The 14,930-nt window shown below is 66.2% G+C and carries 13 protein-coding genes; 8 read left to right on the top strand and 5 right to left on the bottom strand.

From position 1 onward, the window contains the following. The first annotated feature begins 228 nt into the window (after positions 1-228). Positions 229-1,905, top strand: coding sequence for an SRA domain-containing endonuclease (locus AC0699_RS10910; protein ID WP_478658305.1), 1,677 nt, complete (start codon positions 229-231; stop codon positions 1,903-1,905). Between the two features lie 730 nt (positions 1,906-2,635). On the opposite strand, the gene AC0699_RS10905 is transcribed toward AC0699_RS10910, so the two are convergent. After that, positions 2,636-3,436, bottom strand: coding sequence for a DUF3800 domain-containing protein (locus AC0699_RS10905; RefSeq protein ID WP_478658303.1), 801 nt, complete (start codon positions 3,434-3,436; stop codon positions 2,636-2,638). Between the two features lie 370 nt (positions 3,437-3,806). Beyond that, complete coding sequence (locus tag AC0699_RS10900; RefSeq protein ID WP_478658301.1) at positions 3,807-4,991, bottom strand: DGQHR domain-containing protein; 1,185 nt, start codon at positions 4,989-4,991, stop codon at positions 3,807-3,809. Between the two features lie 515 nt (positions 4,992-5,506). Here AC0699_RS10900 and AC0699_RS10895 point away from each other — a divergent pair. The 3 genes from AC0699_RS10895 (at position 5,507) to AC0699_RS10885 (ending at position 7,783) form a co-directional block, all read left to right on the top strand. Next, the gene (locus AC0699_RS10895; protein WP_478658298.1) at positions 5,507-6,193 is read left to right on the top strand and encodes a DUF488 family protein, N3 subclade; all 687 of its coding nucleotides are present in this window, start codon (positions 5,507-5,509) and stop codon (positions 6,191-6,193) included. Between the two features lie 85 nt (positions 6,194-6,278). Beyond that, positions 6,279-7,094, top strand: coding sequence for a hypothetical protein (locus AC0699_RS10890; protein WP_478658296.1), 816 nt, complete (start codon positions 6,279-6,281; stop codon positions 7,092-7,094). Between the two features lie 284 nt (positions 7,095-7,378). After that, positions 7,379-7,783, top strand: a complete 405-nt coding sequence (locus AC0699_RS10885; RefSeq protein ID WP_478658294.1) for a hypothetical protein — start codon at positions 7,379-7,381, stop codon at positions 7,781-7,783. Between the two features lie 825 nt (positions 7,784-8,608). On the opposite strand, the gene AC0699_RS10880 is transcribed toward AC0699_RS10885, so the two are convergent. The 3 genes from AC0699_RS10880 to AC0699_RS10870 all read right to left on the bottom strand — a co-directional run bounded on the left by AC0699_RS10880 (position 8,609) and on the right by AC0699_RS10870 (position 10,938). Further along, positions 8,609-9,547, bottom strand: a complete 939-nt coding sequence (locus AC0699_RS10880) for an SUMF1/EgtB/PvdO family nonheme iron enzyme (RefSeq protein WP_478658292.1) — start codon at positions 9,545-9,547, stop codon at positions 8,609-8,611. Positions 9,548-9,596: 49 nt separating this feature from the next. Continuing rightward, positions 9,597-10,382: an aminotransferase class IV family protein gene (locus tag AC0699_RS10875; protein WP_478658289.1), complete on the bottom strand. Its 786-nt coding sequence runs from the start codon at positions 10,380-10,382 to the stop codon at positions 9,597-9,599. A 172-nt stretch (positions 10,383-10,554) separates the two neighbouring features. Continuing rightward, the gene (locus AC0699_RS10870) at positions 10,555-10,938 is read right to left on the bottom strand and encodes a GntR family transcriptional regulator (protein WP_478658287.1); all 384 of its coding nucleotides are present in this window, start codon (positions 10,936-10,938) and stop codon (positions 10,555-10,557) included. Positions 10,939-11,539: 601 nt separating this feature from the next. Here AC0699_RS10870 and AC0699_RS10865 point away from each other — a divergent pair. The 4 genes from AC0699_RS10865 (at position 11,540) to AC0699_RS10850 (ending at position 14,929) form a co-directional block, all read left to right on the top strand. After that, positions 11,540-11,797, top strand: coding sequence for a DUF6284 family protein (locus AC0699_RS10865; protein WP_478658284.1), 258 nt, complete (start codon positions 11,540-11,542; stop codon positions 11,795-11,797). Next, positions 11,794-12,903 (top strand): hypothetical protein, encoded by a 1,110-nt coding sequence (locus AC0699_RS10860; RefSeq protein WP_478658282.1) that lies wholly within the window; start codon positions 11,794-11,796, stop codon positions 12,901-12,903. Before AC0699_RS10865 ends, AC0699_RS10860 begins: the two co-directional genes overlap by 4 nt. After that, entirely contained in the window at positions 12,900-13,235 is a 336-nt protein-coding gene (locus AC0699_RS10855) for an RRQRL motif-containing zinc-binding protein (protein ID WP_478658280.1), read from the top strand. The genes AC0699_RS10860 and AC0699_RS10855 overlap by 4 nt, the downstream gene beginning before the upstream one ends. A 107-nt stretch (positions 13,236-13,342) precedes the next feature. Next, the gene (locus tag AC0699_RS10850) at positions 13,343-14,929 is read left to right on the top strand and encodes a hypothetical protein (protein ID WP_478658277.1); all 1,587 of its coding nucleotides are present in this window, start codon (positions 13,343-13,345) and stop codon (positions 14,927-14,929) included. Position 14,930 lies beyond the last annotated feature (1 nt).

Raw genomic sequence — 14,930 nt, 5'->3', positions numbered from 1 at the left:
CCTACATCAAACCGGCAGGAACCGGCAGCCACATCCGGCGGGAAGCGGCAGAGACCGGCAAGCAGCTCTCGGCAGGAGAAGTGCCGAGTACGTACTCGGCCTGGTGCGACAGGACGCCCTGACCTGCAGCGTGGTGTACGAAGCCCTCGCTGTGCGGGACCAGGGCCGACTATTGCGGCTGCAGCGACTCCACACGTCCTGTCACTGCTCTGATCTACGGTGTCGCCCATGCCACCTTCCGAGATCACGCGCGCGGGGATCCTGCGAGCGATTGCTGAGTGTGACCGGCTCGGCCCCGAAGCGTTCCGTGCCGAGTACGGCTTCCATGCGGCTGCGAAGTATCTACTCGTCCACGAGGGGCGGCAGTACGACTCAAAAGCCATAGCCGGCGTTGCCCACCTGTACGACTTTGGCGTAGCTCTCAAGCCCTCAACGCCAGGGTTCAGTGGAGGCCTCAAACACGCGGTGGCGTGGTTGAGGCGGGAAGGCTTCACTGTCGTAGAGCCGCCCAAAACCTTTCACCGACGCGTGGGGGACGTACGGCGGGCACGCCGCCCGGAGGGGACAGCGTTGCACCGGCCCGTGCTTCTCCTATGGGCAATCGGGCAGGCTGTTGCCGGAGCCCCCCGCATGCAGCCCTGGACGGCTGTCCGCCGTGCAGTCGCACCGCTGCTGGTCAAGTACGGCCAGGTTGAAGACGGTGTGGACGGGGCTCGTTACCCGTTCTGGGCCCTCGTTCGCGATGAGCTCTGGACGGTTGAGCAGGGGCAGGACCTGACACTGACCAGTCGAGGCCGGCGCCCCACATTGGAGTCCTTGAACGCGGTCAATCCCCGTGGTGGCTTGGGTGAGGATGACTACGACCTGCTCCGCGCACACCCTGATGCCGCGGCATCGGCTGCTGCCGGGCTGATCCTCCGCTACTTCCATCCTCTTCCAGCAGGCTTGCTGGAAGACTTTGGCCTCCACGAGCTGCTCGCCGGCCGGTGGCCGGATGCTCTGCGCCCCCTACTCGGGGAAACGTTCAAGGACCGAGATGCCATCTGGCGGGCCTACGGCGGCCAGAAGATGGCAGGAATCGGCTGCCTCGCCGACGGCATCCTGAGCGCCTTCTCGGACGACAAGGGCCCCTACGCTGATGGACGCATCCCGGATACCGACTGGATCGCCTACGTTGGCGACGGCCTCTCTGGCGACCAAAAGCTCACCGATGGCAACGAGCTCATGGCCGAGCACCAGACTGCTGGCCGCCCGCTGCGCTACTGGCACAAGCCGTTTCAGGGACAATTCAGCTTCGAGACCTGGGCCGTGATCGTGCAACGCCGACTGCGTTGGGGCGTTGGAGAGGACAAGCTGCCGCGCCGCGAGTTTCTCTGGGTGCTGGCGCCCGTCCCGTCTCCAGAGCGTGAGACCTGGCCCTTGGATGTTCTTGAGGCTCTGGAGGCCGATACAGGCGAACTGCACGACGACACCGGCGACTACCGTCCCAGCGACCTCGGCCTTGAAGCCTCCGACACCGGAGAGAGCGACGAGGATGCGTACCGGCGCCTGGCGCAAAAGTCAGAAGCGAACGCCGAGCGGCGAGGCCAGCTGAAGAAGCCGACGCTGGCCGACAGGTACGTCCGTGACCCCAGCGCGAGAGCAGCCGTCATCAAACGCTGCCAAGGCAGGTGCGAAAGCCCGGAGTGCGCCGGCCACCCCACGGAGCGGACAACGGCCGGCCAGCCAATCTTGCAGGTCGACCACGTAAAGGATCTCGCCAAGGGCGGACCCGATGTCCCTTGGAACATGATCGCTTTGTGCCCGAACTGCCACGCTCTCAAGACCTACGGCGAGAACCGGGAGAAGCTCCGGCGTGTGCTCGGCGCGACTGCGCGCCGCCTCCACGATGACAAGCTCAGGTGACCTATGTGTGCCGGTGTCCACTACGTCAGTACAGGGGTAGACACCGGCGCCGACACGTCACAGGAACGGTTTTCAAGAGGGTCAAGGCGCATCGGCGCCCGACCGCCTGACCTGCACGTCTGCGCCTGACGCGGCACACGCAGCCGCCCTCGGGGGACACATGGGGGACAAGGGTCGCACCCCCCTAGACACTCGAACATGTGCACCATTCTGGCCAGACCGGAAGCTGCACCGTCGGCTCCACGGCAGCCACCATGGGGCGAGCCTCTAAGATCAAGGCCCCAGATCGGGCCTTGCGGGCAGGTCCAGAAGCCTGCCCGACCGCGGGCCAGCGTAAGGGGCCATAGTCACTAGCCCCGTCCAAAGCCGTTTCACCGACCCACGTCTCACCCCGACGGGGTCAGTGGTCGCCACAGCGGAAGGGGCCACGTCCTGCTCAGCGGGCGACCACGTGGAGGGCTCGACCGGCGAGCCTTCGCACCATCACGACGTACAGCGAGAGAACGCTTACGGCGCAACAGCAGCAGGGTTCTCTGATGTCACATCCGGAGAGTGAATCCACCAGTCGTGATTTTCCTGAGAGGAGCGATCACGTCGAATGACGGGTACAGTCTTAGTGAAGCCAGAGCCCCCTGGAGGGCTGCCGGGACAAGGTCGGAACCAGGCAACTGGATCCTCCACCGCATGGTGGCAGTGGCCCCCGGAGTCCACCAGGGGGCTCTGCCGTGCCTCAGGTGCGGCTCCACTCCTTCCACCAGCTGCGTGAAGTGACGAAGCTGGGCGCCCCGTACACCTTGATCCCCCACCCCACCGGTGACCCATTGGGCCGATACAGCTGATGGCGGCACCGCAGCAGATTGATAGCGCACCCGTCATCGGAGGGCTTACCGCTCAGGGCCACGTTCAAAAGGCCAGCGTGAATGTCCGCCAGCTGGATGCCGTCCCACTCCGTGCTGTGCCACGTGGGGGGCCACTTGATGTGCACCCATGGAACATCGGCGTAACCGCACAGTCCGCGCCGAACACGGTCGAGGTACGCAGCCGTGACCGCGTGATCCATTCCCTTAACCGAACCAAGACGGACAATCGCGCAGCGTGGGCCACCGGTCCAATACTTAGCGGCATGGGCGACCCGTTCAAGGAGCAGCCGAGTCGTGTAGTTGTAGAAGCGGACGCCGTCGCGGATGCCGGCGTCGGGGGCGACGCTCGATTTGGGGGTGATGACATGGGCCACCTTCACTGTCGGCATCAGTGCCAGCTTCTCGGCCGCCACTCGCCGGCGTTCGGGGCGTTTGGCCTTGAAGTGGTCAACCCAGTGCAACGGCTTGGAGGTCCCGATATATGCGCGGAGTCCACCAGCGGTGAAGCGTACGTCTCCATCGTCCTCGGCCGGGACCATGAGAGCAGTCATAGCGAAGAAGGGTGACGATTGTGCCCCGAACCCCCGGTCCCCGGTCTCGTCCACGTACACGTACAGCTTGGGCAGCATTCCGACTGCTGCATCCGGCAGCGGCTCCATGGCTGCAGTCATGAGAACTGCTGCTCATCGGTAGAGCGCATGAGGGCGCCGCGGTAGCTCTGTTCCACTGGAGGCTGGTTCTCCTCAGGTGCTCGCCCTGGCAGGAGCTTTCCCGCTAGGGCCTACTTCTGTGTTGACCGTCCGTCGTACCCCCAGCAGTACGGTCGGTGACGTTACGTTACACCGTATGGCGGACTTGTCGGATGGTCCTTTTCAGGGAGTGGCGGGCCGGAGACCAGCCTTCCACGATCCGCGGTCGGGAAAGAGGCCGCGTCTCCACTCGGTACGCGGCCTGAGCCGACTGGTACTTGAGGCCCCGAATCGCTAGGACGGCATTCGGGCCACGGCGACGCCGACGCCGACGCCGAAGTCTCCATCCGGGTCAGAGCTGGAGGGTGTCGGCGGCGGAAGGCAGTCGACTCTGGATCAGAAGGGCGAGTCGCCGCCTGCCGGCGTCGCCGCTGAATGCGGATGCTACAGAGCCCACCCGCCAGTAGTCCGCGCCAGTGCGGTTCATGAGAACACCGTCGCTGCCTACAAACTCGCCTTCCAGCGTGGGCAGGTCCTTCATGACTTCCGCGTACGCGTCGGCCTGTCCGAGCCGTCCACCTCGACTGCGCACAACCTCGACCACTTGAGGGAGGACTCGGTGCAGCGCGACCGCCCCATAGCCCTTTTGAAGTACATAGTCAGCCGGGTGGACAAAGGCCTCGGGCATAACCTGCTTAATTCCGGTCCAGTAGGCATTGATGACCTTGGCGATGTCCTCGGCACTCGCACGCTTGAGCTGGGGCATGTCGAGCACGGGCTTGAGGGACCGGGCGAACTGCGGCTTGGGGATTGTTACCCCGTCACCCTTTACCTTGCGACGGTTGGCCTCTTGGAACCGGCCCTGCCAGGGGCCGTCCAGCTTCTCCAGCTCGTCTACGACCGCGTAGGCACGGGTGATCCAGTCCTTGTCTTCCGCGGCGAGCATCTCTCGTAGCTCGGGATCCTCCTCGGCCATCTTGGTCAGCAACTGCCAGGCAAGATCGGTCTTGACGCTGGCAGCGTTGGTGTTGACTTCGAAGAACTCACGCATTTCCTGCCCCTGGTCGAGGCCGAGCGTGAGACTGATGGGGACTGGGAACCCTTCGATTTCCTCGAAATCATCGAGCAGTTGACGCAGTCCTCCCTCTCGGTGCTGGCCGTCATAGATCCACAAGATCTCATCCTCAACGAACTCGATCGCGCCGGTTCCGATCCAGTTCCCACCCTCGTTCAACGCCTTCTGGTAGCCGGGCCGATCGGAGTCAACAACGACTCCCACCTTCTTGAAGTCGTCCGGGCGGATGTTGATCAGCAGCGGGTTCGGCATCCGACCACCCTTGCTGTAGTACTGGGCTGCCTTGCGGACACGCGGCTGGAGCGGCGCTCGCTGGTACCCATTCCCAGTGTCCGGGTTGAAGATGTCGACCTTTCGGTTGTCCGATACGGTCCGAGCGTCAGCGAAGCCCTGCAGCATGGGGGTCCCCCGCTGTACGCAGAGTGCCCCGGCAATGCGGACCGTCTCGGGATTGCGCGTCATACCCGTACCTCTCCAGTGGCTGAAGCCCGGCGCCCTTACGCGCCGCGACAGATCTGATCATTAGCTCTTGATTTCAGATCCGCCAGGCATTTCCGAGAGTTAGAGCTAGATGACAGCTCTGCGAGCGAAAGTGATCGAAAGAGGATGATTAGGGAGCAGAAGATGTCTAGGGCCCGAACCTCGGCGTGGCCTACCGTCCCGGCGACCTTCTGGAGGTCCTGCGCCGGCCCGGTTCGACCGGGGCATGAGCTGCCTACTTGGGCTATCCGTTGCCACAGTCCTGCAGTGCTCTGGCGCTTCTACGGAAAGATCCTTCGTGGCACGCAGCAGAACTCGAACCGAAAGATCGCCGCTGCTCTCGCAGAGCTGGACTCGTAGACAGATGCTGCCGCGAACACGGACGGGCGAGGACCCGGCCGTTGTGATTGGCATCAACGCAGCTCAACCGACTGCTTCACAGCTTTCGGACGTCCGCACGTAGAGGCTCCGATTCGATGGAAGTTAGGATCCCGACTATGGCACGCCGACCCGCTGCGGATCACCGCGAACAAGCCCGTGCTGGAAGCCTCGCGCAGCGTCTGCGCGCCCTCCGTGAGGAGCGCAATTGGACCCACGAGCGGCTGGCCAAAGAAGCAGGCATCCACCCTCGGACCCTCGTACGGCTGGAGAGCGGGGGCGCTGTCCAGCCAAGTTTCTTCACTGTTGCCGCGCTCGCCGAGGCTCTCGAGCAGTCGCTTGACGAGCTGTATGCGACGGCCAAGGTGGGGCCAGGCCTGTGGTCCTGCGGCTACGAGGGGCGCGACATCGAATCCTTCGTATCCTCGCTGGTCAACACCGGTATCCGAACCGTCGCTGACGTCCGACTGAATCCGATCAGCCGCAAGCCTGGGTTCAGTAAGACCCGCCTTGGCCAGGCGCTGAGCGATGCCGGAATCCAGTACCGGCACCTGCGAAACCTCGGCAATCCGAAAAGTAATCGCGCTCCCTTCTGGGAAGGCCGACTGTCGGAGGGGCGAGCCGAGTTCCAACGAGTACTGAGGGCCGAGGAGGCGGCGCAGGAACTCGATCAGCTCGCTGAGCTGGCAAAACACTCCCGCGTAGCCGTCTTGTGCTTTGAGCGGGATGAAGCACGGTGCCATCGACAGGTCGTTCTTTCGATGCTCCAGAAACGCTGTTCGATCCCAGTCGCCCCACTGGCCTGATCACACCCGTCGCCCCGGCGCCGCCGTCTTGCGCCGGGGCTCTCCTATGCCCTGCAATCGAGCGGGGCGACGGGGGGAGACGAACATGGCAGAAGGATGGGAACGTGCGCGCGTACTGATCACAGTGAAGACCTATCCGGAGCTTTCCCGGAAGTACCAGGAGACCAGCTGCGTCGCAGGCATCCGGCTTGACCAAGGGGAACCCAGGCACGTGAGGCTGTTTCCGGTTCCGTATCGGCTACTCGAAGAGAGCAGCCGATTCTCGAAGTACGCGATCATCGAAGTCGATGTTCGTCGTCACACGACCGACCGACGGCCTGAGAGTTGGCGTCCCAACCTCGACACCCTCAAGGTCGTCGAGCAACTGCCGTCGTCGGACGGGTGGCGGAAGCGGCTACGACACGTGCGCCCGCTGATCGCACCCTCGCTCTGCTCGATCAAGCGGGATCAAGAGGCGAGCCAGACGTCGCTCGGCATCTTCCGCCCGAAGGAAGTCTCCAGCTTCCGGCTGGCGCCGGCGGAGCCATGGACAGCCGAGCAAGAAGCCATCGCCAACCAGGGGGACCTGGTGGACCAGGAGCGAAGACCCCTGGAGTGGGTCCCATTGGAGTTTCGATATCAGTTCCGCTGTGCCGACGACGTCTGCTCCGGCCACAACATGGCGCTGAGGGACTGGGAGGCCGGCCAGTCCTACCGTGCCTTCCTTCGGCGGTACGGAAGGTCCCAGGTCGAGGACAAGCTACGAGAGCAGTGGTTCGACCAGATGCTTAAGCCCGATCGTGCAGTGCACTTCTTCGTGGGCAACATCGCCGCCCACCCGAAGACGTTCATGCTGCTGGGGCTCTTCTACCCTCGCGCCGACATCCTCACTGAACCCGTCCAGGAGAGCCTCTTCTCTTGAGGGGGTGGCGGGCGCGGCTCCGGAAGGGCCGTCTTCGCCATGGAAGGCATCCACGTGGCCGGTTCGGTCGTTCAGCGCGCGGACCTCCGCGGCCGCGTCGGCGATGGTCTTCAGTCAGTTCACGGTTCAGGTCCATCACAGGGCTCTGGCCGGGGAGGGAGCGTGGTCATGGGTCAGTCCAGCGGGCACCGAAACCGGCGGGATCTCGCCAGTGCTCATCCACGTCGCGGTCGATGTTCGTAGAACGCCATCAGCCGAGCACGTTACTGGGGCACGGTGAAGACATGACGAAGCCGACTGCGCTCATGATGACCACCGCAGGCGAATGGGTTCACCTTGGAGCCGACCCGCTCGCCAGCCACGCGCACATCGATGACTGGAACGAGCAGATCAAGGCCGTCGGATACAGCGGATGGGGGCAGATCTCACCCCAAGACACCACACCGCTGTCCGTAGAAGTCTTCCGGAGCAGCGACGAGGACGACGCGACACCCATGTTCATGCTGGCGGTGTCCACCTTCAGTAACTACGAAGTCGTCTACGCGGAGAGCGTTCCGGCCCTGATGGAAGTCCTTGCACGCTGGGCGCCGGCTGTCCAGGGAGCGGCACTCGCCACCCTGATCGGCGGACTCGAGGACGACTCCAGCCGCACGGGCTTTGCGAGCTTGGTCCGCAAGAGGCTGACCTGATGGTGCGCCTGGCCCCAGTCCAAAACCGTTGGGCTGGGGCACAACGGTGGTGGGGCTGAGAACTGATCACCGCATGGTGCACCCCGCCAGCAGCAACGCCCCCGGACTCTTCCAATTCGAGTGCGTAACGCGCACCTACCTGAAGATCGTCAGCACCACGATCAGCACCACCACGAGGCCCGCCCAAAGCGGCACCTTCGTCGACGTGAATCTGCCCCGGCTATCCCGAGGCTGCGGCCGCTGGCGTTTCGCCATCTCCCACCCCTTCCCTACACCTGGATGTGATGGCCACAGTGCGGGCGGATGCCGAGGTCAGCAAGGGCGCGAACCGGTCGGTGGAAGCACGACACCGTTGACCCGTAGCAGTCGGGGCGCGAACCGATTGGTTCAGGCGGATGGGGCGAAGAATCGGCGGGCTATGTCGGCCAAGAACTGCTCGCCCTTGCAGCCGTTCGTGACTCCGGCGTGATCATGTGCCATGAAGCCACCACCCGACTGTGCTCCCACTCTGCCGCCGCTGGGGGACGTCTGGGGGACGAAGCCTGATCAGCACCGCTACACACGCGAGAATCCGTGAGACAGTTCGAATACGTGAGGGGTGCCCCGGAATCCGGAGCACCCCTTCTCACCTGGCCTTATGGTGCCATACGTGGTGGGTGTGGGATTTGAACCCACGGTGACATCGCTGCCACGACGGTTTTCAAGACCATCCGGTTTCCCAGACCGAAAGGCCTTCTGACCTGCACGGCAGGCCAATCCGGCCGCGTCCACGGCACCCCGTTGGCCAGAGGATGGCCACAGGCCCCCAAAACCGGGCCCTGTTCGTCACCTCTGGCGCGGGATCATCTGCTCCGGCGTAGCCGCGCAGCGGAACCCCGTGTCGTCGTCGTGCATCGTGTCGCTGGCGTCATTCGGAATGGCCGGCGCCCCTCGGAACAGGGGGCTCGTGAAGGCGCTGCCGCGAAGCTCGTACCGACCCGGTTTGGTAGGAGTCGCGAGCCACTCCCAGACGTTGCCGACCAAGTCATAGACCCCGTACGGGGAGACACCGCTGTGGTACCGGGAGACAGAAGTCGTACCCTCTACGCCGGTCTCGCGGACGTTGCACTTCGCTGCCGTCTTCTGGTCACCCCACGGGAACGTCCGGCCCGAAGTGCCGCGCGCGGCTTTCTCCCACTGCTCGGCTGTGGGCAGTGTCTTTCCTGCCCAGGTCGCGTACGCGTGGGCGTCCTTCCATGTCACGTGCACCACGGGGTGGTCGTAGAGGTCTCGCGGACATCGACCGTTCTCCCAGTGCTCCGGCACGCGGTGTTTGGTGGCCGCGCAGAACCGCGCGTAGTCGGCGTTCGTCGTCGGGAAGGTGTCGATGTGGAACGCATCCACCCACACAGGATCGTCGTTCTCGCCTGCCAGGAAGATTCCTTCCGGTACGAGCGCCATCAACTTTCCGTCGCCATGGTGCTTCACGTACTCGCCGCTGCTCGTCTCGCCGTCCTCAGGCTCGATGATGGCAAGGGCAGGTACGTCGTCGGCCGCCAGAATGCCGACGAAGCGCCCCTGAGCATCTTTGTCGGCGTTCGAGAGCATGGTGTCCAAGGCGGCTTGGTTCACCATGCGGAGAGACGCCGCCTCTCCGTCAGCCTCCCAGCGGGAGACGATGCGATCGGACACGCCGAGCCTCTCGGCGAACTCCATCAGGCTCATGCGTACGGCTTCCCGTAACGCCTTCACCTCGCGGCCAGTCCATTTCGTAACGAGTGGCATGGGCTACCTCTGCTGTGGGCCGCCGTCCTCCCGGGGCGGCGGCATCCATCTACAGGCGTTCGCCGGGGATGCCGGCGTAGGCAGTGCGCAGTTCGGCAAGTACGGGGTGGTCCTGGGGGAACTGAACATCGTCGATGGCGCAGATGGTCCGGACGCCGATCGTTGTGTTGGTGGCGAAGGCCGCCGCCATGGTCGGGATGTCGTCGAGCCGTACCGGCGCGCCGATCTGCTTCGGAGCGTCAAGCTCGCGCAGCAGGAGCATGACCGTGCCAGGAAGAACGGGGGCATCAGGCCATACGACCGCGCCGTCCTGGTCGACGAAGCCGAGATTCCACGTGCCGCCTTCGGAGACGCGTCCGTCCGGCTCGATGAACACGGCATCATCGAATCCGGCGAGCTGGGCCTCACGGCGCAGACGGAGCTGAGGGTGCAGTCCGATGTGCTTCACCTCCGCGCTGTCCCGGGTGAAGGTGAAGGTCTTGGCTGTGAGGGGAGGCGGCGACATGGCGCTACCGGGCCGCAGGTTCACCAGGACGTGCGGGTCCTTGGCATCACTGGGGCGACCCAGGTCGAGCGCGGGATCGAACACCGTGATTCGGAGTCCTGCGACTCCGGGGATGTCCTTGGCCGCTTGGCGGATGTAGTCCAGCGTCCGCTCTCGGTCCAGCTCGACGCCGAAGACGATGCGGCAGTCCCGGACCAAACGGTCCAGGTGGAGCGACAGGCCCCGGACGGTGCCGTCTTCCATCCGCATGGATGTGAAATGCCCGTAGTTCGTGAGGGCGAGGCGCTGGAGATCGTCGAGGGTTGCGGGTTTTCCGTTCAGTTCGGCCATGCAGCCAGTCTGACAGCCCACCCTGGCTCCACCAACACCCCACAGAACGCTGAAAGTTCGGATTAGTTCGGTACGGCAGCGGCGGGAGTACGTATCCGTGGAGCGCTCGCCGGGACACGCTTAATGCATGACGACGAACGTTCCGCAAGACACCGGGCGGCGGGCCTCGGGGCTACTTGGTCTCGGGAGACTTGGCGGAGGATCTCTCCCCCTCCAAGTCCGCTACCCGGTCCGACAGTTCGGCGAGCGCGGACGTGACCTGCCTCAACTGGACCTGAAGGTCGCGAAGGCTTGCAGCGGCTTCCTGCGCGGTCGGCGCTCCCTTCACTGGGTCGATGACGTACGTTCCACTGCCGCGCCGGCCTTCAACCAGTCCATCAGCCTCAAGCTGCTTGTACGCGTTCTGCACCGTCATGAGCGCCGCAGGAAGCTCGTTGGCCAACTTCTGCGCCGAGGGCAGGGCACGCCCCGGCGGATACTCGCCTGCCGCGATCTTGCCCCGGTACACAGCTGCGATTTCCTTCGCGGTCCAGCGCTTCCGCGGCTTCGAGTCCATGCGTAGAGCGTAACTGACCTAGGCAACTTTCCGCGTTTGCCCTCAAGGGCTTGACACCTTCGAAGTTACATATGTAACTTCCAGGAGTGGGCGAGTTGCCTATGTAAATCGCCCCGACGTAAAACCCGTTTGACCTGCACCAATGCGCAAGGCGGGGACGCTGCAATCCCGCTGAAGGCCAGGTGGAACAGGGCTTCGGCCCGTACTGGCGAGGTGGCCCGGCGACCGCGAGCAACGGCCGGAGGGTGGGGACACGGTTCCCCTTGCAGTGCGTTTTCCCTGTTCAGCGAAACGAAGGAGTCGAGAAGTGAGGCGGTTACATACCTGGGCGCCCCCGTGACAGACCGGAAGGGCGGCGCCGTTCCACCTCTCGCTCGTGGGCACTTCAGAGTGCTGCGGGCGGCTGGTCACCTCCACCCGCTCCGCGGCGGATAGCGCCGCGGCCGGTTGCCTCCTCCGTCCGTCCGGGCCGCTGCTGCGGTGCCGTCCGGGCGGGGCTGAGGGGAGCCGGATCTACCGACTTCAACGGCGTGCGGCCCCGGTGCTCCAACACCGGGGCCGCTGTTTCGGGCCGTTGCCTACTGCTAGGGAGACACGACCCATGAAGCTCATCGTTGCTGTTCAGGAGCCCGTTACCGATGGCCTGCCCGACGCGGAACCGTCCTGGCGGGACCTTCACGCCATCGAGGTGGAGCGTCCGCTCATCAATGCGGAGATGGACTTGCTGGACGTTCAGATCAGCCTGCTGGACCGGCCGGCGTCGGAGCTGGATCAGCGTCGTTTGCGCCGGGCGGCGAACAAGGTCCTGGCCGCGCGGCGCGCGGTCGCCAACCGTCTCGGGACGGGGGAAGCCGCATGACCAGCACTGCGGCAACGGCGTCGCCGCGCAAGCTGACCCGCGGCCAGGCCGTGGTGCTGACTGCGGCGTTCGTGCCGATGGTCGCGACCGGCGGGTTCGGTGCGATCGGCACGTTCTCCAACATCAGCCACATGTACGGCAAGGGCACGGCGGCCGGTGCGGTCGCGGCCGGTGAGGGCGCCACCGCGGTCCTCGCGCTGGTCCTGCTGGGTCTGACGATGCTGGGCCAGGCGTCCCCGTGGCCGGTGCGTGCCGGTCTGTGGGCGCTGCCGGCGGCCGCGTCGGCGATGTCGGCGATGGCTGCTCCGGATGCGGGTCGCATGGTCATCTACGCGCTGACCCCGATGGGCATGTCCGTGTCCGCCGAGGGTGCCGCGTTCCTCGCGCGTCGCATCGTCGTGCACCGCGATGGCCGCGACCCGGAGGCTGAGCGCAAGACGGCTGAGCTGGTTCAGGCTCTCGCCTATCACCGGGCCCGTGCCGCCAACCACCCGGACGCCAAGGTTCAGGCGCAGTCGGAGCGGGAGTCGTGGAAGCTCGCGGAGAAGGTCGGCGTGGGTGACGTCACGCTCGGGGCGCGGCTGGTGAACGTGCAGCGCGAGCGCGTGACCGAGGGAGCGGATGCCGCGCTGGCCGCCATGTTCGGCACACCCGTGACGGCTACCGTCACGCCCCTCGAATCCGCTCCCGCGACGGCACCGGCCCTACCCTCCTCGGACACCGCCGGGGGCGTGGAAGGCACGCAGGTCAACATGCTGCCTCCCGCCGCTGAGGGCGAGCGTGACGACGGGCGTGACGGCAGCGTGACGCCGGACTCCGAACCGCCTGCCGAGGAGACTCGGGAGTCACGGGATGAGGAGGTTCATCTCCCGGCCGTGACGCTCGCGGACGTGGCGATGGTCGCGGGTGTGACGGTCCCCGAGCCGGGGGCCACGCTCTCGGATGAGCAGCTGGTGGTGGTGCTGCGGTTCCTGCGGCACGCGCAGAACCCTCCGCTGTCGTATCGGCAGGCCGCGGCGGAGTTTCGCGGGCAGGGCTTCAAGGGTGCTGAGGACCGGGTGCGTGAGGCGTGGACCACGCTCATGGCCGCCGAGAGCACGTCGTGACCCTGCCCGTCTACCGGTGGCGTCTGGCCCCGGAGGGCTATGCGACCTTCCGGCAACTGCGCGCGCTCGGGCTGCGGCCCGGCGGGCAGGACGTTGCCGCGCAGCTCGAACGGCCGCGGCGTCGGCGCGGCCCGCTGGTCGCTTACCTGTACCGCATCGACGCTGCGAAGCCGGTCCGGCCGATGACGCCGGGCCGGTGGGCGGCCCTGGCCAAGGCCAATACCGCCCGCCGCGTCTGTCCCGAGTGCCGGCGCGACGTCGGCTACGTCATCCCGCCCTCGCTTGGCATGTGCGTTCCCTGTGCCGCCCCCGAGGAACAGCGCGCCGCCTGACATCCCACTCTGAACAGCGCGTGCCCCACATAAGCGCAGGACCCGAGCACCCCTTCTCACAAGCGCGTTCGGGTCCTGCTTCTCACTCCGGAAGGAGTGCTCTCAGCATGACCGACACCAGTACGGAAGCGGTAGTGGCCCCCGCCGCCACCGACATTCCGCCCGCACCGCCCCCTGCACAGGCTGCGGACAGGGCGGATGAGCAGAAGAACACCCAGGTAGAGGACGCGCCTGGTGGTTGGCCGGTCGCTCCGCTTGCCCTGTCCGGTGCGAACGCGACGGTCTCCACGATTGCGGCGGCCGGTCTGGCCAGCGGGCCGATCGCCGCGGCGGTCGCCGCGACGGGCATGGTCGTGTTCGGCACCCTCGCCTCCTACCGCAGCCGCAATCCGCGTCCGAAGCAGGCTGCCCGCCGGGCCGCCGCGCGTGCCGCGGCCCGGCAGCACGCCGCACGCCACCGCTCCGGCGGACTCAACACCGCTGGGCGGAAGGCCAGTTCAGCCGGTGGCCGTACGGCTGGCGGTTCGGGCAAGGTGCCCGGCCAGAAGCGGCGCGGACCGGGCGCTGGGCGGGGCCGGTCGGGGGCGGTCAAGCACCGCGCTCCGGCCTCGCTGAACAAGCCCGCCGGACTCAAAAGCGCCGGTCGCGGTGGTGTGGCGGGTGTGCTGTCCAAGGCCGGGCAGGTCAAGGCGCTGCGCAAGGCGCAGAAGCAGGCCGGTGCGTCGCGGGCGCAGAAGCGGGAGCAGACGTCCGCGGCCCGGCGCGCGGTGGCCGACGCTCGCCGCAACACCCCCAAGCCCGATGCCAGCAAGACGCGGGCGCGGTCGGGTGGTCTGGCCGGCCGGATGCTCGGGGGCGCGGGCCACAAAGCGCGTGCGGTCAAGCAGGCCGCCATTGCCAAGCAGCGGGCGCGCCGGGATGCGGCCACCGCTCGGAAGATAGCCGCCGGGCGTTCGAGCGTGCGTAAGGCGCCTGCCCGGCAGGCCGCGAGGAAGGCTCTGCGCCGGTCTGCAGCGCGCTTCCACGGGCGCCGCGCCCTGGCCGCACTGCTCGCGCTCCCGATCGGTCTCCTCGGGTTCCTGGCGAGCCCGTTGGGCCGGAAGTTGGGCCTGCCCTGGCTGGTCCACCCCGGTCGGCGCCTCTACCAGCGGCTGACCGGCGCGGCCCGTGACCAGCGTGCCGAGCGCGATACGGCGATCCGCGAGGAACAGGCCGCCGCCGAGGACGCGGCAGAGCAGGAAGCCGCCAAGGACGTCACGGACGGGCTCGGGGACCGGGTGGAGCGCCCGGCCGGGCCCGTCCCGAACAGCACCGATCACACGTCATCGACCAGTAGTGAAGGAGAGCACGTGTCCGGGTTCCAGTTCGAAGAGCACGCAGCCGAGATGGAGCAGGCCGCACAGTCCTACGACCCCGAGAACGCCATGGAGATCCTCGCCATGGTCGAAAGCCTCCCCGCCGCGCTGACCAGCGTCGCGAACGTGATGAAGACCCTCGCCGAGCGCGCCGACAGCGAGTTCCCGCTGGAGAAGGAAGTCGCGGACGGCTTCAACGACATCTTCGGCGCCCTCATGTCCGCCGTCGCGGTCGCCGAGGACATGGGCCCGCTGTTCCGCCAGGCCCACGAGCAGGACATCGCCCGTCACGAGGACCCCCGGAACGGTCCGGAGGCCGAGAAGGGCTGGAACGTCTGAC

The sequence above is a fragment of the Streptomyces sp. NPDC043870 genome (assembly GCF_056435785.1).
The sequence above is the reverse complement of the archived record's forward strand: the minus strand, read 5'-3'. Positions and strand labels throughout refer to the sequence as shown.

What these genes read in the sequence shown, in the direction of transcription:
- AC0699_RS10910 (WP_478658305.1), top strand. Translation starts at nt 229, where the DNA reads ATGCCACCTTCCGAGATCACGCGCGCGGGGATCCTGCGAGCGATTGCT.
- AC0699_RS10875 (WP_478658289.1), bottom strand. Translation starts at nt 10,382, where the DNA reads ATGGCCGAACTGAACGGAAAACCCGCAACCCTCGACGATCTCCAGCGC.
- AC0699_RS10865 (WP_478658284.1), top strand. Translation starts at nt 11,540, where the DNA reads ATGAAGCTCATCGTTGCTGTTCAGGAGCCCGTTACCGATGGCCTGCCC.
- AC0699_RS10890 (WP_478658296.1), top strand. Translation starts at nt 6,279, where the DNA reads ATGGCAGAAGGATGGGAACGTGCGCGCGTACTGATCACAGTGAAGACC.
- AC0699_RS10885 (WP_478658294.1), top strand. Translation starts at nt 7,379, where the DNA reads ATGACGAAGCCGACTGCGCTCATGATGACCACCGCAGGCGAATGGGTT.
- AC0699_RS10880 (WP_478658292.1), bottom strand. Translation starts at nt 9,547, where the DNA reads ATGCCACTCGTTACGAAATGGACTGGCCGCGAGGTGAAGGCGTTACGG.
- AC0699_RS10905 (WP_478658303.1), bottom strand. Translation starts at nt 3,436, where the DNA reads ATGACTGCAGCCATGGAGCCGCTGCCGGATGCAGCAGTCGGAATGCTG.
- AC0699_RS10870 (WP_478658287.1), bottom strand. Translation starts at nt 10,938, where the DNA reads ATGGACTCGAAGCCGCGGAAGCGCTGGACCGCGAAGGAAATCGCAGCT.
- AC0699_RS10900 (WP_478658301.1), bottom strand. Translation starts at nt 4,991, where the DNA reads ATGACGCGCAATCCCGAGACGGTCCGCATTGCCGGGGCACTCTGCGTA.
- AC0699_RS10850 (WP_478658277.1), top strand. Translation starts at nt 13,343, where the DNA reads ATGACCGACACCAGTACGGAAGCGGTAGTGGCCCCCGCCGCCACCGAC.
- AC0699_RS10860 (WP_478658282.1), top strand. Translation starts at nt 11,794, where the DNA reads ATGACCAGCACTGCGGCAACGGCGTCGCCGCGCAAGCTGACCCGCGGC.
- AC0699_RS10895 (WP_478658298.1), top strand. Translation starts at nt 5,507, where the DNA reads ATGGCACGCCGACCCGCTGCGGATCACCGCGAACAAGCCCGTGCTGGA.